The organism is Mycobacteroides sp. CBMA 271, assembly GCF_009729205.1.
Classification (GTDB): Bacteria; Actinomycetota; Actinomycetes; order Mycobacteriales; family Mycobacteriaceae; genus Mycobacterium.
The window spans coordinates 471313-493929 of the sequence record NZ_VTHB01000003.1; the positions used below are offsets into that span (position 1 = coordinate 471313).

Genomic DNA, 22617 nt, shown 5'->3' on the forward strand with positions numbered 1-22617 from the left:
TCGGTAACGCGTCGGGGTCTCCTCAAATACGCCGCGGCTATGCCCGCGGCGTATGCGCTGGGCTCCGCCGCGTCCCTGGCCGCGGTCACTGCACCACGAGCTAATGCCGCCTCGCTGGGGACACTCATCGACTATGCCGGTGGGGTCCCGAGCCCCGAGTCGATCAAGGCCGCCGGACACCTGGGTGCTATTCGGTACGTGTCCGATCCGCGCAGCAAGGGATTGTCGGCGGGTAAGCCCATCAAACTGGCCGAAGCGCGCGACCTGTATCGCGCCGGCTTGAAGATCGTCTCCAATTACCAGTACGGCAAGCAGGACACCGCTGACTGGCTCGGTGGCCACGATGCCGGTATCAAGCACGCGCAGCGCGGCTGGCAGTTGCACATTGCCGCGGGAGGCTCCTACAACGTGCCGATCTATGTCTCGATCGACGACGATCCATCACCTGAGCAGTACAAGAATCAGGTGGCCCCGTATCTGAAGGCCTGGGAGTCGGTGGTGGGGCATGCCCGCACCGGGCTGTACGGGAACTCCAAGACCATCGACTGGGCGCTGCAAGACGGGTTGTGCTCCTATTTCTGGCAGCACAACTGGGGCAGCCCCAAGGGCTTCGTCCATCCGCAGGCTCACTTGCATCAGTTCGAGATCGACAAGCGCGAGGTGGGCGGGATCGGCGTCGACCTCAACGACATTCTTAAGCCCAACTTCGGGCAGTGGGCGTAACGCGGTTCTAGGCGGCGATCTCACCAGCGCCGTCGCGCCTCTTCGACCCATCCGGCGACTCAGGAACAAAGCGTTCTCGGTGGAGCCGGTGCCGTCCGTCCAGGTGCCGCCGACCTGCAGCGCGATGCTGTTGCCGTAGCCGGCGCCCGAGTTTCATCTCATGCGGTAGGGCCACCTACCCCGGCTGTGGTCGAGCACAGCGAACGCGTCGATGAGCTCGTAGGTGGTGTCGCCCAGCCGTAGCGTGCCCGCGCCGAACGCCCGACGTCCTTGGCGGTGTACTGAAAGCGAGTGGGGGACCAGGGAACCACCACGCCGAGCGATTCGTGATCCGGTGGCAGCGGAATATCCAGGTTGACCTCGACATCACGGGCGCGCGCATGGATCGTCGCGCTCTGCGGTGCTGATCGATGCTGACCGTGACGCCCATGCCCCTCGACTCGGCCCGGTTAAGACCGCTGATGTCGGGTAATGCGGTGCCGCGCGCCGGGGATGACTGTGTTCCTTGATGTTTCGGCACCAGTTCGCCGGTCAAGCACGGCCGGATGGTAGCGAGGTTCCCCCGGGATGATGCGTAGCTAGCTAAACATCATTAGTCACACTCGTCACACTCGTCACACGCGTGGGAACCGCGTGGCAGCGTCAGCAAACTTTGGGTACTTGTTCTAGTCTTTTTGGGTGCGAATGGCCGTGTGGACGGTGTCGAGTGCGACACGCGCGAACATGTCCGGTGCTACAGAAAATAAACATAACGATTCGATAACAATCTATGTCTGATCTGCGGTGTTATACCTACTCGGCCGTAACCACCTGCACGCAGCGGGTTTGATTCGGCGGTTAGTTGCCACGGCCTGGCCTGCCGTTACGTAAGCGGTGGTTACTCCTGCGTAGAACTCGGCAGTAACTATTACGCCAGAAGAAATCGCCACCCCTCTTATGACACTCTTAAGTCCAGACCTGCGGTGATGGTGCTGACGGCACGGCTCCACACGCTCCCGAGCGACAGTGACGACGACACGGGCGGCGGCGGCTGGATTCACGACTGATGGAAGACGGGACTACGACGTGACGATCAATGAATACGACAAGGTGACCAGCGCTGAGGACCCCGACGCGACCGGCGCTGTCGATCCAGGTCCAAGTGCGGGTCCCGCACTGATCGATCGTCTGGAGTCCGGTGAGCCCTACGCCGTCGCCTTCGGCGGCCAGGGCAGTGATTGGCTGGAGTCGCTCGCCGAGCTGGCGGCCTCCGCTGGTATCGAATCGGAGCTGGCCACCCTCGCTGGTGAGGCCGAGCTGCGGCTGGAGCCCGTCGCCAAGGAACTCGTGGTCGTGCGACCGGTCGGCTTCACGCCGCTCACCTGGGTGCGTGCGCTGACCGCCGAGGAGCCCGTACCCGCCACCGCGCAGCTCACGTCCGCCGCGGTCTCCATGCCCGGCGTGCTGCTGGCCCAGCTGGCCGCCGTCCGCGCACTCAAGATCCAGGGTCTGGATGTGGCCCAGCTGCCGCCGGTCGCGGTCGTGGGGCACTCCCAAGGCGTGCTGGCCGTCGAGGCGCTCAAGGCCCACGGTGTGCGTGATGTCGAGCTGCTGGCCATCGCTCAGCTGGTGGGTGCCGCTGCCACCCTGGTCGCGCGCCGCCGCGGCATCGTGGTGCGCGGTAACCGCACTCCGATGGTGTCGGTGACCAACGTCGACCCCGATCGCATCAAGCATCTGCTCGACGAGTTCGCACAGGATGTGCGAACCGTTGAGCCGCCCGCGCTGTCCATTCGCAACGGACGCCGCTCCGTCGTCATCACCGGCACTCCCGAGCAGCTGTCGCGCTTCGAGCTGTATTGCGAACAGATCGCCGAGCGCGAGGCCGCTGAGCGCAAGGACAAGGTCCGCGGAGGCGCCGTATTCAGCCCCGTCTTCGACCCGGTCAATGTCGAGGTGGGCTTCCACACTCCGCGCCTTGCCGACGGTGTCGAGATCGCCGGTCGCTGGGCGGCCGCCGCGGGGCTCGACGTCGAGTTGACCAAGGCGCTCACCGAATCCATCCTGGTGACTCCGGTCGACTGGGTGAACGAGGTGAGCCACGTTGCCGATGCCGGTGCGCGCTGGATCCTCGATCTGGGCCCCGGCGACCTTCTTACTCGTTTGACCGCCCCGGTCATCCGTGGCCTGGGGATCGGGATCGTGCCTACCGCCACCCGTGGCGGGCAGCGAAACCTGTTTATGCACGGCGCCGTTCCGGAGGTGGCCCGTGCCTGGACCTCCTTCGCGCCCACCCTGGTGTCGCTGCCCGACGGCTCGGTCAAGCTGTCCACCAAGTTCACCCGCCTCACCGGTCGCTCACCAATCTTGTTGGCGGGCATGACGCCGACCACCGTTGACGCGAAAATCGTTGCGGCCGCGGCCAACGCGGGTCACTGGTCCGAGCTCGCTGGTGGCGGGCAGGTCACCGAGGAGATCTTCAGCGCCCGTATGGAAGAACTGACCGGCCTGCTTGAGCCGGGTCGCCAGATTCAGTTCAACTCGCTGTTCCTGGACCCGTACCTGTGGAAGCTGCAGGTGGGTTCGAAGCGCTTGGTGCAGAAGGCTCGTCAGGCCGGCGCGCCGATCGACGGTGTCGTCGTGACCGCCGGTGTCCCGGAGCTGGAAGAGGCCGTCGCACTCATCGACGAGCTCACCGAAATCGGCTTCAGCCACATCGTGTTCAAGCCCGGCACCGTCGAGCAGATCCGCTCGGTGGTGCGCATCGCGGCCGAGGTTCCGACCCGCCCGATCATCATGCACGTCGAGGGTGGCCGCGCCGGTGGACACCACTCCTGGGAGGACCTCGACGACCTGCTGTTGGCCACCTACTCGGAGCTGCGTTCGCGCTCCAACATCACCGTCTGCGTCGGCGGCGGTATCGGCACCCCCGAGCAGGCTGCCGAATACCTGAGTGGCCGTTGGGCCTTGAAGTTCGGATTCCCGCTGATGCCGGTCGACGGCATCCTGGTGGGCACCGCGGCGATGGCCACCCTGGAGGCCACCACCAGCCCGTCGGTCAAGCAGATGCTGGTCGAAACCCAGGGCACGCCCACGTGGGTGCCCGCCGGAAAAGCGCAGGGCGGCATGGCCTCCGGGCGCAGCCAGCTGGGCGCCGACATCCACGAGATCGACAATGCGGCTTCGCGCTGCGGTCGCCTGCTCGACGATGTCGCCGGTGATGCCGATGCGGTGGCCAAGCGTCGCGACGAGATCATCGCCGCGATGGAGCCGACCGCCAAGCAGTACTTCGGCGATGTCTCCGAGATGACCTACGCGCAGTGGCTGAACCGCTACGTGGAGCTGTCCATCGGTGAGGGCAACAGCACCGCGGACAGCAAGCTGGAAGACTCACCGTGGCTCGCCGCCACCTGGCGCGACCGCTTCGAGCAGATGCTCAAGCGCGCCGAGGCCCGTTTACACCCCAAGGACTTCGGGCCCGTCGAGACCCTGTTCGTCGACGCGGCTTTGTTGGAGACGCCGGCCGAAGCCATTTCTGCTCTGCTGCAGCGCTACCCCGAGGCGCAGGACATCAAGCTGCACCCGGCCGACGTGCCGTTCTTCGTCGCGCTCTGCAAGACCCTGGGCAAGCCCGTCAACTTCGTGCCCGTTATCGACAAGGATGTGCGTCGTTGGTGGCGCAGCGATTCGCTGTGGCAGGCCCACGATGCTCGCTACACCGCAGACCAGGTGTGCATCATCCCCGGCACCGCCGCCGTCGCCGGGATCACCCGCGCCGATGAGCCGGTGGGCGAGCTGCTCAACCGGTTCGAGCAGACCGCCATCGACGAGGTTGTCGCCGCCGGTGTGGAGCCGCTGCCGGTGCGCTCGCGCCTGCGTCGCCGCTGGGATGTCGAGGGCCCGCTGGCCACTGTGTTGGATGCGCCGGATGTGTTGTGGTCGGGTCGCATTGCCGTCAACCCGGTACATCGGATCGCTCCCGACGGTGCCTGGCAGGTCTTCGAGGACCGCACCGCTTCGCATCCGTCGACCGGTGCACGCCTCGAGGTCCACGGAGCCGCAGGGTCGGCGACATCGGTGGAGGCCGAGGACTTCGTTAGATTGAGCGTGCCGCTGTCGGGCACCTGGGTCGATATCGACCTGACCCTGCCGACGACCACGCGGGATGGTGGCACCCCGGTGGTAACCACCGAAGCCGCTGCCGCTGCCATGCGCACCGTGCTTGCAGTGGCTGCCGGCTGTGAGGATCCGGCGGGCCTGCCGAAGGTCGAGAACGGCACGGCACGCGTTGTCGCACAATGGGATCCCGAGCGCGTTGCCGACCACACCGGCGTCACCGCGGTGCTTCCGGCGCCGCTGGCTCCCGGGTCGTCCATCGTGCCCGACGCGCTGGTCGGCCTGTGCTGGCCGGCGGTGTTCGCCGCTATCGGCGAGGCCAAAACGGAAACCGGGATCGGGGCCATTGAGGGCCTGCTTTCGCTGGTGCACCTTGACCACGCCGCGCACCTGATCTCCGCGCTGCCCGCCGAAAGCGCCGAACTGACCGTCACCGCAACGGCTTCCGCGGCCACCGACACCGAGGTTGGCCGGGTTGTTCCGGTTGATGTCACCGTCGCGGCAGCAGACGGCACCGTGCTGGCCACTCTGCAGGAGCGCTTCGCGATCCTGGGTCGTAACGGGGCGGCCGAGCTGGCAGACCCGGTCCGCGCCGGCGGTGCACTCTCCGAGCACGAGGTGGACACCACTCGTCGTCGCCGTCGTGACGCCAAGCTCTTCGCGCCCACCGATATGCGGGCGTTCGCGGTGGTCTCTGGCGATCACAACCCGATCCACACCGACAAGTCGGCCGCACTACTGGCCGGGCTGGGATCGCCCATCGTGCACGGCATGTGGCTCTCGGCCGCAGCGCAGCACGTGGTCACCTCGGCCGACGCCTCCAGCACGCCACCGCGCACGTTGGTCGGCTGGACCTCCCGCTTCCTGGGCATGGTGCAGCCGGGGGATCAGGTCGACGTGCGCGTGGACCGCATCGGAATCGATTCCGGCGCAGAGGTTGTGGAAATCCAGGCCAAGGTCGGCACCGACCTCGTGATGTCAGCCACCGCTCGCCTTGCGGCACCCAAGACGGTGTACGCCTTCCCCGGCCAGGGCATCCAACACAAGGGCATGGGCATGGACGTGCGCTCACGCTCCAAGGCCGCCCGCAAGGTCTGGGACAACGCCGACAAGTTCACCCGTGAGCGCCTTGGCTTCTCGGTGCTGCACGTGGTGAAGGACAACCCCACGAGTCTTATCGCCGGAGGTGTGCATTACCAGCACCCCGAAGGTGTGCTGTACCTGACGCAGTTCACCCAGGTGGCGATGGCCACCTTGGCGACCGCGCAGATCGCGGAGATGAAAGAGTCCGGGTCGTTCGTCGAAGACGCCATCACCTGTGGTCACTCCGTCGGTGAGTACACCGCGTTGGCCACCGTCAGCGGCGTCATCCCCCAGGATGGTCTGCTTGAGGTGGTGTTCCACCGTGGGTCGGCGATGCATGACATCGTCCCGCGAGATGAGCAGGGGCGCAGTAACTACCGTCTGGCCGCGATCCGTCCGTCGCAGATCGGCCTGGAGGACGCCGACGTCGACGCGTTCGTCGCAGGGATCGCCGAACGCAGCGGTGAATTCCTACAGATCGTGAACTTCAACCTGCGGGGTTCGCAGTACGCCATCGCCGGCACGGTGCGTGGCCTCGAACTTCTGGAAGCCGACGTCGAAAGGCGCCGCGAGGAGTTTGGCGGTCGTCGGTCGTTCATCATGGTGCCCGGTATTGACGTGCCGTTCCACTCCGAGGTGCTGCGGGTCGGTGTTGCCGAGTTCCGCCGTTCCCTGGAGCGGGTGCTGCCCATGGACGGTGACCCGAACCTGATCATCGGCAAGTACATCCCCAACCTGGTGCCCAAGCCGTTCACCCTGGACCGCGAATTCATCCAGGAGATTCGGGACCTGGTTCCGGCCGAACCGCTCGATGAGGTGCTGGCGGACTACGACACCTGGCGCAATGAGAAGCCGGTGTTGTTGTGCCGCAAGGTGCTTATCGAGCTGCTGGCTTGGCAGTTCGCCAGCCCGGTGCGATGGATCGAGACCCAGGACCTGCTGTTCACCGAGGAGGCCGCTGGCGGTCTCGGTGTGGAGCGGTTCGTCGAGGTGGGCGTGAAGTCGATGCCGACGGTCGCCGGTCTGGCCAACAACACCCTGAAGCTGCCCGAGTTCAGCCATAGCTCGGTCGAGGTGCTCAACGTCGAGCGCGACCACGCCGTGCTGTTTGGTACCGATACCGATCCGGAACCAGAACCCGAGGTGGAAGACACGGCAGAGGTTTCCGCTCCTGATTCGGCTGCACCTGCCGCGACGGCCCCGGCTCCGGCCGCCGCTCCCGCCGCACCCAGCGGCGGCCCCCGTCCGGACGACATCGGGTTCGATGCCTCCGACGCCACGCTCGCGCTCATCGCGCTGTCGACCAAGATGCGCATGGATCAGATCGAGCCGGTGGACTCCATCGAGAGCCTCACCGATGGTGCCTCCTCGCGTCGTAATCAGCTGCTGGTGGACCTGGGCTCCGAACTGAACCTGAGCGCGATCGACGGTGCCGCCGAGGCGGACCTCTCCGGATTGCGTTCGCAGGTCACCAAATTGGCGCGTACCTACAAGCCGTTTGGTCCGGTGCTGTCGGACTCGATCAACGACCAGCTCAAGGCGGTCTTCGGGCCGTCGGGCAAGCGTCCCGCCGCGATCGGCGAGCGGGTCACCAAGACGTGGGAACTCGGCCCAGGCTGGGTCAAGCACGTCACCGTCGAGCTGTCGCTGGGTACCCGTGAGGGCACCAGCGTCCGCGGCGGCGAACTCGGGGGCTTGGCTGCCAGCACACTGGCAGACGGCAATGCGGTGGACGCGGCGATCGACGCCGCGGTAGGCGCGGTGGCCGCGCGTCGCGGTGTCGGTGTCTCCCTGCCCTCGGCCGGCGGTGGTGACGGTGCGACCGTGGATCTGGCTGCGCTGAGCGAGTTCACCGATCAGATCACCGGCCGTGACGGCGTGCTCGCCTCGGCGGCGCGTCTAGTGCTCGACCAGCTTGGCCTCGCGGCTCCGGTCGCGATTCCCGATGGCTCCGCCGATACCGAGCTCGTCGAGCTGGTGTCCGCCGAGTTGGGTTCGGACTGGCCGCGTTTGGTGGCGCCGAGCTTCGACGGCAAGAAGGCCGTGGTGTTCGACGACCGCTGGGCCAGCGCCCGCGAGGACTTGGCCCGGTTGTGGATCGCCGACGAGGGCGACATCGATCAGGATTGGTTGAGCCTGGCAGCCGGCTTCGAGGGTGCCGGACACGCCGTTGCCGCGCAGGCCAATTGGTGGCAGGGCAAGTCGTTGGCGCAGGGCCGCAACGTTCACGCCTCGCTGTACGGGCGCATTGCCGCCGGTGCGGAGAGCCCCGAGGGGGGCAAGTGGGGCGGCGAGGTCGCGGTGGTGACCGGCGCTTCTAAGGGTTCGATCGCCGCTTCGGTGGTGGCCGAGCTGCTGTCCGGCGGTGCGACGGTTGTCGCCACCACCTCGCGTCTCGACGAGGACCGGTTGGCGTTCTACCGCAACCTGTATCGGGAGAGCGCCCGGTTCAGCGCCAGGCTATGGGTGGTACCGGCCAATATGGCCTCGTACTCCGATATCGACGCGCTGGTGCAGTGGGTGGGCACCGAGCAGTCCGAAAGCCTTGGGCCGATGTCGATTCACCTCAAGGATGCGCAGACCCCGACGCTGCTGTTCCCGTTCGCCGCACCGAAGGTGGTCGGGGATCTGTCGGAGGCCGGCTCGCGTGCCGAGATGGAGATGAAGGTGCTGCTGTGGGCCGTGCAACGGCTTATTGGCGGGCTGTCGGCCATCGGCGCCGAGCGGGATATCGCTTCGCGCCTGCACGTGGTGCTGCCCGGTTCGCCGAACCGCGGCATGTTCGGCGGCGACGGCGCGTACGGCGAGTCCAAGGCGGCACTCGATGCGCTGGTCACTCGCTGGAAGGCGGAATCGTCCTGGGCGTCACGAGTCAGCCTGGCGCACGCGCTGATCGGCTGGACCCGCGGCACCGGACTGATGGGTCACAACGACGCCATCGTCACCGCCGTTGAGGAAGCGGGAGTCACCACGTACTCCACCGCGGATATGGCGTCCATGTTGTTGGCACTGTGTACCCCGGAAGCTCGGGTGCAGGCCGCACAGGCACCGGTCGAGAAGGATCTCACCGGCGGATTGGCCGAGGTGGAACTCGACATGGCCGAGCTGGCCGCCAAGGCCCGCGAGGACATGGAAGCGAAGGCGAAGGCCGAAGCCGCCGCGGCATCCGACGAGGAAGACGACCCGAATCTCATTGCGGCACTACCTTCTCCGCCGCGCGGATACACCTCGACGCTGCCGCCGGAATGGGCCGACCTGGACGTCGACCCGGCCGATCTGGTGGTCATCGTCGGCGGTGGTGAGCTCGGGCCGCTGGGCTCCTCGCGGACCCGTTACGAGATGGAGGTCGCCGACGAGCTGTCGGCGGCCGGCGTGCTGGAGCTTGCCTGGACCACCGGACTGGTCAAATGGGAGGACGACCCCGAGGCCGGTTGGTACGACACCGAATCCGGTGAGCTGGTGCCGGAGTCGGAGCTGGTGGAGCGCTACCACGACAAGGTGGTCGGCAACATCGGTGTCCGCGAGTTCGTCGATGACGGTGCGATCGATCCCGATCACGCCTCACCGCTGCTGGTGTCGGTGTTCCTGGACAAGGACTTCACCTTCACGGTGTCTACCGAGGCCGAGGCGCGCGAGTTCGTGCGGTGGGATCCCGAGCACACGGTGATCCAGCCGGTGGCCGAAGGCAGCGACTGGCAGGTGACCCGCAAGTCGGGCACCGAGGTTCGGGTGCCGCGCAAGACCAAGCTGTCGCGGACCGTCGGCGCTCAGATCCCGACCGGATTCGATCCGACGGTGTGGGGTATCACCCCCGACATGGTCAGCTCGATCGACCGGGTTGCGTTGTGGAACATGGTTGCCACGGTGGATGCGTTCCTGTCGGCGGGCTTCACCCCGACCGAGCTGATGCGCTGGGTGCACCCGAGTCTGGTGGCCAACACCCAGGGCACCGGCATGGGCGGCATGACCTCGATGCAGACCATGTACCACGGAAACCTGTTGGGCCGTAACAAGCCGAACGACATCCTGCAGGAAGTTCTGCCGAACGTCGTTGCCGCGCACGTGGTTCAGTCGTACGTCGGTTCCTACGGCTCGATGATCCACCCTGTGGCGGCCTGCGCCACCGCGGCGGTATCGGTCGAGGAAGGTGTCGACAAGATCCGGCTCGGCAAGGCGCATCTGGCGCTGGCCGGCGGTTTCGATGACCTGACGCTGGAGGCCATCATCGGCTTCGGTGACATGGCCGCGACCGCCGACACCGAGATAATGCGGGCCAAGGGCATTGCAGATAAGCGGTTCTCGCGTGCCAACGACCGTCGTCGCCTCGGCTTCGTCGAGGCGCAGGGTGGTGGCAGCGTGCTGCTGGCGCGCGGTGACCTGGCGCTCAAGATGGGTCTGCCGGTGCTTGCGGTGGTGGCCTACGCGCAGTCGTTCGGTGACGGTGTGCACACCTCCATCCCGGCTCCGGGCCTGGGTGCGCTGGCCGCCGGGCGTGGTGGCAAGGACTCGGATCTGGCGCGCTCGCTGAACAAGCTGGGCGTCACGGCCGACGACATCGCCGTCATCTCCAAGCACGACACGTCAACGCTCGCCAACGATCCCAACGAGACCGAGCTGCATGAGCGGCTCGCCTCCTCGCTGGGGCGCTCGGATGGTGCACCGCTGTTCGTCATCTCGCAGAAGAACCTGACAGGCCACGCCAAGGGCGGTGCGGCAGTCTTCCAGATGCTCGGCCTGTGCCAGGTGTTGCGCGATGGCGTCATTCCGCCGAACCGCAGCCTGGACTGTGTCGATGACGAGCTGGCCACCAGCCAGCACTTCGTGTGGCTGCGTGAATCGTTGCCGCTCAAGGAGAAGTTGCCGCTGAAGGCGGGCCTGGTGACGAGCCTCGGCTTCGGTCACGTGTCGGGCCTGGTCGCCCTGGTGCATCCGCAGGCGTTCATCGCCTCGATGCGGCCGGAGGACCGCGCCGACTACGAGAAGCGTTCGCGTGAGCGTGTTCTCGCCGGGCAGCGTCGCCTCGCGTCGGCGATGGCCGGTGGCCGGCCGATGTACGAGCGGCCGGACGGACGTCGCTTCGACCACGATCACGACGAGTCGGAGAAGCGTCAGGAAGCCTCGATGCTGCTGGATCCGGGTGCACGCCTGAGTGAGGACGAGGTCTACCACCGGTGACCGTTGTCGGTATCGGGATAGACCTGGTCACGATCTCCGAATTCGGAGAACAGTTGGCCAGTCCCGGAACGGCTTTCGGGTCTGCGTTCACGCCAGGGGAGCGGCGTGACGCGGCCTCGAAGACCGGTGGCGAGGCGCGTTATCTCGCCGCCCGCTGGGCCGCCAAGGAGGCTGTCATCAAGGCGTGGTCGGGGTCCCGGTATTCGCAGCGCCCGGTGCTGCCCGAGAACATCCACCGCGATATCGAGGTGGTGACGGACACGTGGGGTCGTCCCCGTATTCGGCTTTCCGGGGGGATCGCCGAGTATCTAGCGGATATGACGGTGCACGTGACCCTGACGCATGACGGCGACACGGCGGCGGCCTTCGTCGTCCTCGAATCCGAGTCCCCCTAACGCCGAGTGTGAGCGCCAGCGCTCACACTCGGCGGGGCGGGCCGCGATCCCGCTAGCCTGACGGTGTGGCCCCGCTGCTGACGCTGATCGGATTTCTCATCTTCGGCGTAGCGCTACTGGTGATGTACAAGAGCCGAGGCATCCGCCCGACGTGGAGGAACCCCTACCTGCCGCATCCCTTGTTGTGGCGTGGTGCACCGGACATGCCCGAAGTCCCGCGACCTCCGTGGCCCATTGACGAGGACGGCAATCCGATCGACGTCGACGAGCCGACCGGGGACGAGCGGGATACCCGGACGTAGCCTTCCCGTAGGGTGCCGATTCAATTCGGTTCTGCTGTGCACAGACTTCGTGGGAGAGGCAGCCATGCTCGCAACTGTTCGCCAACGGCTGGTGGCCTACGTGACAGCGTTGACCGGGTCACCGGTCCAGTTCGGTGTGGGAATCATGGCTCTGTGGTTGACCAGCAACGGACCGGCGGCCTACCTGACCTGCACATCGATGCTCTTCGATCCGATGACTGCATGCACCACGCAGGTATTGGGATTCATCCCGGTTACGGTGAACCTGTGTCACACGGTGTGTCACTTGATCACCGGCATTATTGGCCTGGTGGCTGTGCTCCGCCCTATGTGGGCCATGGCCTATGCCGCGATCGGCGGGGTGTTTTACATCGTGTGGGGTGCACTCGGATTGCTTGGGGGCTCGGACATCCGGCACCACCTGGGTGTCGATGTCTTCGGCAGCTGGGTTCACGTCGTGGAGGGACTGATCCTCCTCGCGATCTGGCTAGGTCAACGACTAGCCGGCAGGCCGCTGGTGACCGGTCCCGCGGCGTCGCGATCGTGATCAATTGTCAGGGCTGATCGCCTTCAGAATCGTCGCACGATGATTCGACAGCGATCCGTGATTGTCGATGAGTAGCCGGGGTTCGGTGAACGGCTCCCATTCGCGCGCCTGCACCTGTGCCCACGTGGGATTACCCTGCCCGGGCCAATCCGGTACCCGTTCTTCCACACGGCGCTTGTGTTCGTCCGAATCGGAACAAATCACCTCGACCCACCGAAGGCTGGCGCCCGTACGTACGGACAGTTCGTGCCACATGTGGCGAGCAACGCGCAGGTTGTTACAGGCATCGACGACAACGGGACGGCCCGCCCGCAGCTGATCCTCCGCTATCCATTGCGCGGCAACATATCCCACCGGATTGTTGTCGACGGCCGAGAGTGTCGAGGCGATTGCGGCCTCGATCGTGTCAACCCGTAAGAATGTGGCAGACAGTTCGTCCGCAACTCCGCGAGCCAGCGTCGTTTTGCCGCTACCGGGGAGCCCGGCAAAGACGACTAATAGACCCGTCATTGCCCCATTTATACCGAAAGGTCGCGGCGTAGCTTCGCGACGTGGCCGGTCGCCTTCACGTTGTAGAAGGTTGTGTGCGATTCAACATCGTGGTCTCAATCCCAACCGGTATGGAGTCGATCAGCGGCGAGCTGTCTGGCATGGTTCAGCGCCGTATGCACAGCGTTCATCACCTGAAAGAGTTGTGTTGGTTCAGGCATCCGGCCTTCATTGATGATGGGATTCCGAAACGCCATCTCGACTGATGGCCCTCCTAGCGCTACTAGATTAACTGCATTGAGTGCTTCATGAAGCGTGTAATCCTGCGTGAGCATGTGGGCACCGCTGATCTCAAGCACGAAGGTCTGGGCGAGCATCCCCAGTTGCTTACTAAGCGGACGGAGCGCATCTTCTCGCGCACGTCGGTCTGGTAGTTCGGCCGCTCGCCGTCCTTCTTCGATCAAGGTTGCGAGCTCGTGGGTATAGGTGCTCCCTGCACGCGACACACGAATGAGTGACCGCTTGAACTCTTGTTCTCTCAGATGCACACGTTGGATTCGTGCAAGCTCGACCTGTGCGTCTACCTGCGTTTTGGCGAGTTCACGTTGCGCTGAAAGCTCGGTTTTGTGACGGTCTTCGGCAGCAACAAGTTCTTGCTTAAACCTGTCAGCCGCCTCATTGGCTTCGTCCTTTGCTTGACGCCGAACGATGACTGACTGCCACAGCGCAACAACGACGGCGAAGATGGTCCCGCCAGCAGCGAACGCGTCAGAGACGCTGCCCCAGTCGATCTTTGGGTGCACATGTAGAAGCTGGAGTGCTTGTAGGACACCAATGCAGAGCAATATTGCAGTGGCCACGGCGAATACCAGCGCGAGATAGGTAGCGTTTGAGCGCCAACAGCCGACGACTCGATTCGTGAAGTTTCCCCACCAAGATCCCATCGGGCGCAGAGTACGCGCCGATACCGACGACCCGTGGTGTAATCAACGCCGCTGTTCGGAGGACTCAGTTGGATGCGACGTGCTCCAAGATCTTCTGGATCTTTGTTGTTGTATGTGCGGCCTTCACGTTGTAGAAAATTGAGTTCGACTTCGACAACGTTCAGTTGAGCGTCTTGGTGAACCGGCGGCAGACGTGGACTCGGGTGAATCGCCGTCGGAGTTGCTTCTCGTGAGCCAGTTCTGCATGTAAGAACGCTGACATCAGTTGTAGACCGGGGAGCATGGCGTCAACTGCGCGATCCGGTTCGGCCGGGTCAGCATTGTGATCGGCGAAGACGTGTAGGTAGTGATCGGTGTCGGTGAATCCCATTGTGCGATACCAGTGCAATGTGCCGGGGTCATCGCGCGTCCATGCCGAAAGCTCGGTGAGACTTTGGGCGTGTGCTCGTGTGATCGCGTGGGCCAACAGGCTACGCGCGATACCGCGCTGTTGATGTTCAGGATGTACCGCCAGGTTATCGATCGTGCCCACCATGTCGCTGATTGTGACGTCCATCAATCCCACAACAGCGTCGTCCGTGTTGATGGCGACGAGTTCAAAGCCAGGGGCCTTGATGGTGGGCTTGGTCGTCACAACGTCATCGAAATAGGTGGAAGTCAGAAACGAGAGCACGCGACAACGTAGCCAAGACGGTTCGTCGCTGCTGGTGTAGTCGCGTACACGGTAACCATTGGGATGCACCTATTTAGCTACCTCGGCAAGGATTTTCTGGATCTTTGTTGTCGTATGTGCGGCCTTCACGTTGTACTGCGCCACCTCAATGTTGCCCTTCTCGTCCACGACGAAGGTGGACCGGATGACTCCGACGACGATCTTTCCGTACAGCTTCTTCTCGCCGAAGGCACCGTATGCGGTCAGCGTCGTCTTATCTGGATCAGACAGCAGCGGGAAGTTCACACCGTCGTGCTCGCGGAACTTGGCCAGCTTCTCGGGCTTGTCGGGAGAGATGCCGATGACGTCAAGGCCCGCGCCATTGAGCTCGGCGAGGCTGTCACGGAAGTCGCAGGCCTGCTTGGTGCAGCCGGGGGTCATCGCGGCCGGGTAGAAGTAGACGATCACCTTGCGGCCCTTGTACGAAGACAGTGACACCTTGTTGCCGTCGGCGTCGAGCAGGGTGAATGCCGGAGCTTTGTCGCCGACTTCGAGCCGCGTGGTCGCGGAAGGGTCAGTCATGGCCGCCTTCTCTCTATCCGTACAGTTGTTGCCCTAGGGTAGTTGCTTGAGTTTGTCCGCAGACGTGGAGGAGTGCTGGTGGCCAGGGATCCTGAGGCAATCAAGGCCGATATCGACAAGGCCCGCGACCAGCTCGCGGCGACGGTTGACACCCTGAGTGACCGCGCCAATCCACAGCGCTTGGCCGAGGACGCTAAGGCCTCGGTGTTGGCGACCCTGAACAAGCCGGCCATCAAGTTCACCATCTTGGGCGTCGGTGCCGTGGTTGCGGCGCTGGTAGTCCGGAGGGTCGTAGGCAAGCTCCGTCGCGACTGATGTAGTGCGGGGTTAATCCGTACCGCTATCTTGACGGATAGTTTGCTGACTGGGCTATGATCGCCGCATGTGGCTTCGGCTGGCGATGGCGTCCTGGTTTACCCGAACTGTGGTGTTGGTTCTGCTTGCCAGCGTGATTGCGGCGCTGATTTCCTTCGGAACGGATCTGCGTCGCAAGGGCTGGAGCGCCTCGGTAGCGGAACTGGGTCAGCTTGGATCATGGATCGGCGTTGGATTGTTTAGCGTCGTGGTCGGGTCGCTGTTGGGCATGTTTATGGAGTTTGAGAAGGAGAAGTACGAGGAAGCGCTGCGGGGGGTCGATGTTGCCGACTTCACGAAGGTCTCGCGAGCACTTGCGCGTGGACCCGTGCCCGAGGACCCGGCAATTCGGCGAGCTGCGATGGGTATCGCGCAGATCTATCTCGACAGGGAGCCGAAATCACGCGTGGGTTCGATGTTCGTCTATCCCCTCATGATCGGATCGCAGGTCTACATTCTCCGTTCAGCGACCCAGGATTGGTCGGGTCCATGGAGTGCTTATGCGACCTTGCTGATCTCGGCCGCACTCGGCGCGGTAGTGACGCGTGCGTGGTTCCGGCGCCCGCTTCTTCGGGCCCGCGTCGAGCTGTTCACAATGCACGAATCCCAGGTGCTCGCATGATGATTCGACTGGCACTGGCACCGTTCTGGGTGCGGCTCCTGGCCAACATCGCGATCGGCTGGGTGATGGCGAGCCTTGCATTGGTGTTCTGGACGCCGGGCGATCCTTCCCCGCCTCGGGGGCAGGTGGGCTGGTGGGTGGTCGTCGGGATCGTCGGGTTCGCGTTTGGTGTGTTCATCGCCGTCATGGCGCAGATCCAGGGTGCGCCCTGGCGAGCCGCGCTCAACGACGTTCCGCCGCAGGAACGTCAACGCATTGCGAAGGCTCTGACTCGTGGACCGTTGCCGACAGAACCCGTGGCTCGATCGGCACTGATTCGCCTGGCGGACGGATATTTGGCGCGCGCGGCCCAGCTGCCGCGCGGCTACGGAAAGTTCGTCCTGGGCCTGCTCTGCTTCTGGTGCCTGCTCGCAGTCGTGCAGAGCCTGAGCCTGCACCCCAACCCGGAAATCGTGGCGATGAACATGCCCGTCTGGGGCTGCGTGGCCATCCAGCTGTACTACGTGGTGCCGCTCGTCGAAGCCCGACGCGCGTTGATGCTGAATGCTGAAGGTATGTAGGTGGATCGGGTGTCCAGCTAGCCAGCGGGAACTGCCCCGGCGGGGATGGGTTCGAGTAGCTGTACCCGGCCGTTGGTGTAGCGGGCGGGGATCGTCACCTGCTTCCGGCTGGGCAGCAGCAGGAACCTGACGTGGATCAACGTGGGATCGGTCTCGTCGGTCTTACCCCACAGTCCGTAATACGGCCTATCGGTCGCCGTTCCCACGAATCGTCCCCGATCGAAAAACAGGACTTGGTTTGGTGCGGTGGGGTCGCCGGCAGACATCTCGCCTTCGGCGATGAAGGCTTGCAGAGCTCGGCAGGAATACGCTTCAAGATCATAGAATCGGTTGTTCCACTTGATATTTCCGGTTCTCGGCAGCGAGTTCAGGGCATCGGTCAGGATCTGCTGTGTCACGAGTGCGCCGCAGTATGTGCCTCTCGATGTGCGCGGCTCGACTCGGGTGTCTCGGGGCAGCGCTTCCGCGGAGCGCAAGGGAGTGAGCGCATCGCGGGTGAGCTGAAAGCCGGTGTCGCTTGAGTAGTCGACACAGGTGATATCGCCTTGGCCGCTGAGGCATTCGACGTCGCCGAAACGAATGGTCGATCCGGCGGGCAGTGTGTTGCCGTCCGGGAACACCACCACACTGCCGTTGAACAACCCGTACCGCAGGCCGGTGGGACCGAGCTCGATGACCTGCTGCCAGGCGACCGGCCCGTTGCCGGGACCTGTCGGTCGGGGCGCCTTGGGAATGCCGGATTCTCGTACTTCACAGAAGATCCCGCCGATCGAACCCGAACAGTGGATGTTGCCGTCCGAGGTCGAGAAATGGATGAGCGAAACGTCCGAAGACACAGGTGCGGCGCGGCTCGGAGCCCACTCATGGAATCCGCCCGAGTCGACCAGCGCCCCGTCGGCCACGCGCGCGAGGCGTTCTCTCGCGTCGCTGCTCGGCTGAATGACCAGCGGTTCACTGGCTGCCGGGGGTTGCGCCGGGCTTGCGTACGGCACGGCGGTGGCGGGGATGCTCGGCCCCGGATTGTGTGGCGCGGGCGCGCAGGCGCCGACGACGAGCAGGCAGGCCAGTCCAAGAAATCCCAGAGTGCGCACCGCTCAACTTTATGTGCAGAGTGTTTGCCCTAGAACGCGAACCGCAGGATGCGCGCCGATCGTTTCATCGACGTGCTGTACCGCGCTAACCGCGACGAAATCCGCACCCAGGTCGGGAACAACTCCACTTCGGGCGCATCTACCATGCTGAACTCTTCCACGAATTTGAGCCGAGGATTCCACTGCTCCGGGGTGTGCGGATCGTTGTAGCCCTCGAAGCCACGCAGCTGATTCACCTTCTTGAACATCTTTTGCGGGAACAGTTTTGAGATCCACACCCCGACCACCATGCGGCCGTAGTCGTTGAAAGCCAGCTGCCCGGTGGGGAAGTGGTCGGTGATGGCCAGCATCGTGGCGATGATCTGTGCCTTGGTGAGGAACGCGAAGAAGCCGTCGGCGACGACCATCGTCGGGCGATCCGAGGGTATGCCCGCGGTCCATGCCGGGTCGGTGACGGAAACTCCGATGGTGTGCTCGCCCGGCCCCGGCGGCATGACCTGATCGCGCAGCGCTGCCATCCCTGGTAGGTCGACGCTGTACCAATCGACGGTCGCGGGCGGCCGCACGCGACGGTACCCGTCATCGAGGCCCGCGCCGATGTCGACGACGACCGCATTGGGATGGTCGGCCACGAACGCACGCACCCGATCGTCGAGAAGTTTTGCACGCAAAGAGGACTGGCATACCACCGGGGTGATCACCCCAAGCGCGCCGAAATCGTAATCGATCTTCGCCACCGCCTCCGACGCGCCCGGATCGGCCAGGATCGGACGCGGCCAACCGTTGTTGACTGCGCGCGCCTTCAGGGTGAGGAAGGCGGTTTCTTCCTCGGGGGTGATGCCGCTGGTGTCGATGCCCATGGATCCGACTATACAAGCGTGTAGTCAATTGTCCAGTCGTGTAATATTTGGCAATGGAGACCGTGGACCCCGACGACCTCACCGCCCGCGCCCGGATTCGGGAATCGGCGCTACATGAGTTCGGCGAGAAGGGATATGACGGAGCCACCATCCGCGGAATCGCCGCACGGGCTGGCGTGTCCTCGGGGCTGCTACGTCACCACTTTGGGTCCAAGCAGGAGCTGCGCGACGCATGCGACGACTATCTCGTCAAGACGATGCGCAACCTCAACCAACAAGTCCAGGCGAACGTGGAACGCGGTGACGTGCACTACGTTTCGGCACGTATCCCGATCGGTCAGCACCAGGACTACATCACCAGAGCGCTGGTTGACGGCTCGGCGGGCCAGATTTTCGACGAGATGGTCGCGATGACCGAAGGCTGGCTGGCGAGTGCCGATGAACACCGCGCCGCTCCGCCCGAGGTCGATATGAGATCTCGCGCCACCGTCATTACTGCCATGGCGTTGGCGGTGCCGCTGCTTCAGCAACATGTTTCGCGTGGGCTTGGCGTGGATATTGGCTCGCCCGAGGGTGATCTGAAGATGGCGGCCACGCTTGTCGATGTCTATGCCAACCCGCTGTTGACCACCGAGCAGGCACAATCGGCGAGCGAGGATCTCGCGCGCCGAATGGGTAGCCGACCCTAACCGTAAAAACTTGGCTACATGGCGTCGTATTTATGCCACTACCTGGGTATTCTATGGCCGTGCCACGTTACCGCGTGCAGGCCCGCCTCCAATGATTGTTGTCGCTGGTCTGCGGCTGGATGCGACCGCGGTCAAGGCCTCAGCGATGGTGCTCTATCTTCTCGGATTCGCATTCACCGTGTTCTTCGGCGTGGACAGTGTGCGTTTGATCGTCGTGTTGCTCATCGGCATCGCAGCGACGGTGCTGCACTACTGGCCCGGACGGTCGAAATTCGACCGAATCTCTGTCACGGTCGCGGTCGGGCTGGCCGTCGCCCTCGTCCTTGACGCCTGGTCGAGCTGGGTTATCGACCACACGCTGGCGCCCGGCATCGGAATCAGCATTGCGCGCCTGCTCGCTTGGTTGCTATCCGTGACAGGGATCCTGGCGTTTCCGCGCAGCCTCATCGACAGGGATCCCGGCTCGGAGGTCTAGACCCCGGTGCTCTCCAGCCGTGACGGCCTCGTCAATAGGTACGAGAGCACACCGGCAGTGCGGGGCGAGCGAGCTCTGGACCACCTCAACAGCAGCCCGCGTAGCAGCGGCGCCGGCGACCACCAGAACCACTTGCCGAGTAGCCCCGCCATCGCGGGAACCACGAATGTTCGGACGATCAGCGTGTCGATGATCAATCCGACACCAATAGCCGTGCCGACCTGCTCGATGCTCAGCACGTCGCTGGAGAGCATGGCGAACATGGTGATCCCGAAGACGATCCCGGCCGTGGTGACCACGCCGCCCGTACCGCCGAAGGCGCGGACCATCCCAGTGCGTAGGCCCGCCCCATCCAGGAATATCTCCTCGCGCATACGCATGGTGAACAACAAGTTGTAGTCGGCGCCCACTGCGACCAGTGCAATAAGGGCGATCGACGGGACCGACCAGTGCAAGTCGTGTCCCAGTAGGTCATGCCATATCAGCGTGGTTATCCCGAGTGCGGAGGCGTAGGAGGCTACGACGGTTCCGATCACTACGGCGGCCGCCACAGGGCTGCGCAGCATTACCAGCACGATCAGGAACACCAGGCCCAGAGCCACCGCGGCCAGGAGCAGGAAATCGTCGCTGACGTATCCACGCAATTCGGCGGTGCCGGTGCCGAATCCGGCGATGTTCATGGTGCTGCCCGCGAGGGTGCCCTCCTTGGTAGCCTCGCTCACCGCGAGCGTGATTTGGGGAGATCGGTGTGCGCCGTCCGCGCCAAACACCTTGCCGTCTCCGAATACCAGCATGCGGGTCGATCGACCGTCGGGGGCGAAGTACAGGCCGGCCGCCCGCTGGAAGCGCGGGTCTTGCCAGGCGCGCTGGGGCAGATAGAAACCACCTTCACCGCTGCTGCGGAAGTCCTCGCGCATAGCGCGCAGATACTCGGTGAGCCCGGAGAACATGGTGCGCGTCTCGCCTACGGCGTTGGTCAGCTGTTCGGTGATCGAGCTCAGCTGTGCCACTGTTCCTTTCATGTCCTGCACCGAGGTCACCGCGCCCGAAAAGGACTTCTGCATGCTCTGCGTACCGGCGCCGAAGGTGGCGGTGCTGTCGGTGAGCGAGGCGGTCGCCGCCAACATCGAGTCCATCGGTTCGACTGCCTTGAGTACCAGTGAGCAGATCGCGTCATTGGCGCAGTTGGGATTGCCCTTGGTGAAGTCGCGCAGTGGGTCCATGTACTCCGAAACCTGAGACACATTGTCCTGCAGCGTCTTCATCCCTGAATGCATGACGCCGATACCGGAGTTGAGGTCGCCTATCCCGCTCACGCCGCCGGCAAGTCCCTTCTGCAGCTGGGAGATGGCCGCGGAGAATTGCTTGAGCGTCGTCGAGAGCTGATCGACCGCTCCCAAACGACGGCTCATTTGGGTCGTGCCGTCGTCGAGCTGATCGGCGATGATCCCGGCCTGCTCGGTGAGCGCCGCCTGCTCGGGGATGGAACCCGCCGGGCGCGAGGCCGACTGCACCATCCGGATTCCGGGAATCTCCATGAGCTTCTTGGTGACTCGCTCGATACCGATGACCCCGGCAGGGTTGCGCAGATCGTGGTCCGCCTCGATCGAGACGATCTCCGGCAGCAGCCGGTTCGGCGGGAAATGTCTGTCCATGGCCTGATAGCCCTGGTTGGCGTGCGTGGAAAGTGGCTGCGCGGCGAGCTCGTCGAAACCAAGGCGCAGGCCGGCGACCGGAATGGCGCAGACGATGAGCACCAGCACGGAGCCGACCAGCACCGGGCCCGGCCAGCGGGCCACCATCGTGCCCACCCGGCGCCAACGGCGTCCCGGCTGCCCGCGTAAGGGGTGTGGTTGTGCGAGTCCGCGACGGCCGGCCAACCCAATCAGCGCCGGCAGCAATGTCAGCGACGCTAGCATGCCGGTGAGAATTCCTATGGCACAAGGTAACCCGGCGCTGCGTAGCATGCCGACCTGCGCGAACATGAGGCAGGAAAGGGCGGCGGCGATGGTCAGCCCGGATGCCGCGATGACCGGTGCCACGCTGCGATTGGCAATACCGAGCGCCTGTTCATGCTCCACTCCCGAGCGCCGTTGTTCGTGGTAGCGCCCGAGCAGGAAGATGCCGTAATCGGTTGTCGCGCCAAGTACAAGGGCGGCCAGCAGCGCGACAGAGAAGATGGAAACCTCGATGATGTTGCGTTCCCCGAAGAAGGCCACGATCGAACGTGCCACGGCCAGGCCCATACCTACGGTGATCAACGGGATCGCAGCGGTGCTCGCGGACCGGTAAACGACAAGCAGCAACAGTGCGATGAGGACCACCGTGACACCGGTAATCATGTACATCTGCGTGTCAATGGCGGTGAGCTCATCGGCAATGGTGGCGCCCGGCCCGGTAACCCAGGCGTGCATGCCGGCGGGCGCGGGCTCGTTGGCGGTGATCCGTCGGACGGCGTCCAAGGAAGCATTGGCCTGTGCACCGCCGAGCTCGCCGGTCACTCGTAGCATCGTGTACACGGCCTTGCCGTCCGGGCTGATCGCTCCCTCGGCGGTGAGCGGGTCGGCCCACAGATCCATCGCCGAGTCGAGATGGGCGGTATCGGCACGCAGTTTTGTCAGCAGACGATCGTGATACTGATGCTCGACGGGTCCCATTTTGTGGTCGCTTTCCAGGACCAGGTAGTTGAGGTTTCCGCCGTCGCCGTCCTTGAACTGTCTACCCATAGCGGCGCCCGCGGTGTTGACCGGTGCACCCTGTGGCAGGAAGCCGCGAGCGTGGTTGTGTGCGGTGCTTTCCACCTGCGGCACAAGGAGGTTTCCCGCAGCTGCGGCGAGTACCCAGAGCCCGATGACAAAAATCGCGTAGCGGCTACAGAACCTTGCGATGGCATCCCACATGGCAGCTGACGCTACGGAGAAGCCGCGGAACCCTCGTCGTGCTGTGGGCGAGACTTCTTCTCCTACCGTGGTAGGACAC

General features: G+C 64.3%; 18 protein-coding genes. 10 read left to right on the forward strand and 8 right to left on the reverse strand.

Annotated features, from left to right (window positions below; all coding sequences use genetic code 11):
* Positions 1-39 precede the first annotated feature (39 nt).
* On the forward strand, positions 40-723 hold the full coding sequence (locus tag FZI91_RS11005; protein WP_155938985.1) for a DUF1906 domain-containing protein: 684 nt from the start codon (positions 40-42) through the stop codon (positions 721-723).
* A 158-nt stretch (positions 724-881) separates the two neighbouring features.
* Here the strand turns inward: FZI91_RS11005 and FZI91_RS24315 are convergent, their stop codons facing one another.
* Positions 882-1109, reverse strand: a complete 228-nt coding sequence (locus tag FZI91_RS24315) for a DUF2804 family protein (protein WP_162525686.1) — start codon at positions 1107-1109, stop codon at positions 882-884.
* A gap of 679 nt (positions 1110-1788) precedes the next feature.
* On the opposite strand from FZI91_RS24315, the gene FZI91_RS11015 reads away from it, so the two are divergent.
* The 4 genes from FZI91_RS11015 to FZI91_RS11030 all read left to right on the forward strand — a co-directional run bounded on the left by FZI91_RS11015 (position 1789) and on the right by FZI91_RS11030 (position 12320).
* Positions 1789-11076: a type I polyketide synthase gene (locus FZI91_RS11015; RefSeq protein ID WP_162525651.1), complete on the forward strand. Its 9288-nt coding sequence runs from the start codon at positions 1789-1791 to the stop codon at positions 11074-11076.
* Positions 11073-11471, forward strand: coding sequence for a holo-ACP synthase (locus FZI91_RS11020; protein WP_162525650.1), 399 nt, complete (start codon positions 11073-11075; stop codon positions 11469-11471). Before FZI91_RS11015 ends, FZI91_RS11020 begins: the two co-directional genes overlap by 4 nt.
* A gap of 122 nt (positions 11472-11593) precedes the next feature.
* Positions 11594-11773 (forward strand): hypothetical protein, encoded by a 180-nt coding sequence (locus FZI91_RS11025; RefSeq protein ID WP_239001653.1) that lies wholly within the window; start codon positions 11594-11596, stop codon positions 11771-11773.
* A 64-nt stretch (positions 11774-11837) separates the two neighbouring features.
* Positions 11838-12320, forward strand: a complete 483-nt coding sequence (locus FZI91_RS11030) for a DUF4383 domain-containing protein (protein WP_155938986.1) — start codon at positions 11838-11840, stop codon at positions 12318-12320.
* Here FZI91_RS11030 and FZI91_RS11035 read toward each other — a convergent pair whose 3' ends face one another.
* The 4 genes from FZI91_RS11035 to bcp all read right to left on the reverse strand — a co-directional run bounded on the left by FZI91_RS11035 (position 12321) and on the right by bcp (position 14987).
* Positions 12321-12830, reverse strand: coding sequence for an AAA family ATPase (locus FZI91_RS11035; protein WP_155938987.1), 510 nt, complete (start codon positions 12828-12830; stop codon positions 12321-12323).
* 95 nt (positions 12831-12925) lie between these two features.
* A complete protein-coding gene (locus FZI91_RS11040) occupies positions 12926-13753 on the reverse strand; it encodes a hypothetical protein (RefSeq protein ID WP_155938988.1) in 828 nt (275 codons plus the stop codon).
* Positions 13754-13913: 160 nt separating this feature from the next.
* Positions 13914-14495, reverse strand: coding sequence for a GNAT family N-acetyltransferase (locus FZI91_RS11045; protein WP_162525648.1), 582 nt, complete (start codon positions 14493-14495; stop codon positions 13914-13916).
* A complete protein-coding gene (gene bcp / locus FZI91_RS11050; protein WP_155938989.1) occupies positions 14496-14987 on the reverse strand; it encodes a thioredoxin-dependent thiol peroxidase in 492 nt (163 codons plus the stop codon).
* A 78-nt stretch (positions 14988-15065) separates the two neighbouring features.
* Here bcp and FZI91_RS11055 point away from each other — a divergent pair, with 78 nt between their 5' ends.
* The 3 genes from FZI91_RS11055 (at position 15066) to FZI91_RS11065 (ending at position 16523) form a co-directional block, all read left to right on the forward strand.
* Positions 15066-15302, forward strand: a complete 237-nt coding sequence (locus FZI91_RS11055; protein ID WP_162525647.1) for a DUF3618 domain-containing protein — start codon at positions 15066-15068, stop codon at positions 15300-15302.
* Between the two features lie 67 nt (positions 15303-15369).
* Entirely contained in the window at positions 15370-15963 is a 594-nt protein-coding gene (locus tag FZI91_RS11060; protein ID WP_155938990.1) for a hypothetical protein, read from the forward strand.
* Positions 15960-16523 carry a hypothetical protein gene (locus tag FZI91_RS11065; protein WP_155938991.1) on the forward strand — a complete coding sequence of 188 codons (564 nt, stop codon included), beginning with the start codon at positions 15960-15962 and terminating at the stop codon, positions 16521-16523. The genes FZI91_RS11060 and FZI91_RS11065 overlap by 4 nt, the downstream gene beginning before the upstream one ends.
* Positions 16524-16540: 17 nt before the next feature.
* Here the strand turns inward: FZI91_RS11065 and FZI91_RS11070 are convergent, their stop codons facing one another.
* Entirely contained in the window at positions 16541-17614 is a 1074-nt protein-coding gene (locus tag FZI91_RS11070; RefSeq protein ID WP_155938992.1) for an LppP/LprE family lipoprotein, read from the reverse strand.
* A 29-nt stretch (positions 17615-17643) separates the two neighbouring features.
* Entirely contained in the window at positions 17644-18474 is an 831-nt protein-coding gene (locus FZI91_RS11075; protein ID WP_155938993.1) for a class I SAM-dependent methyltransferase, read from the reverse strand.
* A gap of 53 nt (positions 18475-18527) precedes the next feature.
* Here FZI91_RS11075 and FZI91_RS11080 point away from each other — a divergent pair, with 53 nt between their 5' ends.
* Positions 18528-19163 (forward strand): TetR/AcrR family transcriptional regulator, encoded by a 636-nt coding sequence (locus FZI91_RS11080; RefSeq protein ID WP_155938994.1) that lies wholly within the window; start codon positions 18528-18530, stop codon positions 19161-19163.
* A 91-nt stretch (positions 19164-19254) separates the two neighbouring features.
* Positions 19255-19638, forward strand: coding sequence for a hypothetical protein (locus FZI91_RS11085; RefSeq protein ID WP_155938995.1), 384 nt, complete (start codon positions 19255-19257; stop codon positions 19636-19638).
* Here the strand turns inward: FZI91_RS11085 and FZI91_RS11090 are convergent.
* Positions 19635-22538, reverse strand: a complete 2904-nt coding sequence (locus FZI91_RS11090; RefSeq protein ID WP_155938996.1) for an RND family transporter — start codon at positions 22536-22538, stop codon at positions 19635-19637. The two genes, FZI91_RS11085 and FZI91_RS11090, sit on opposite strands and share 4 nt — an antisense overlap.
* Positions 22539-22617 lie beyond the last annotated feature (79 nt).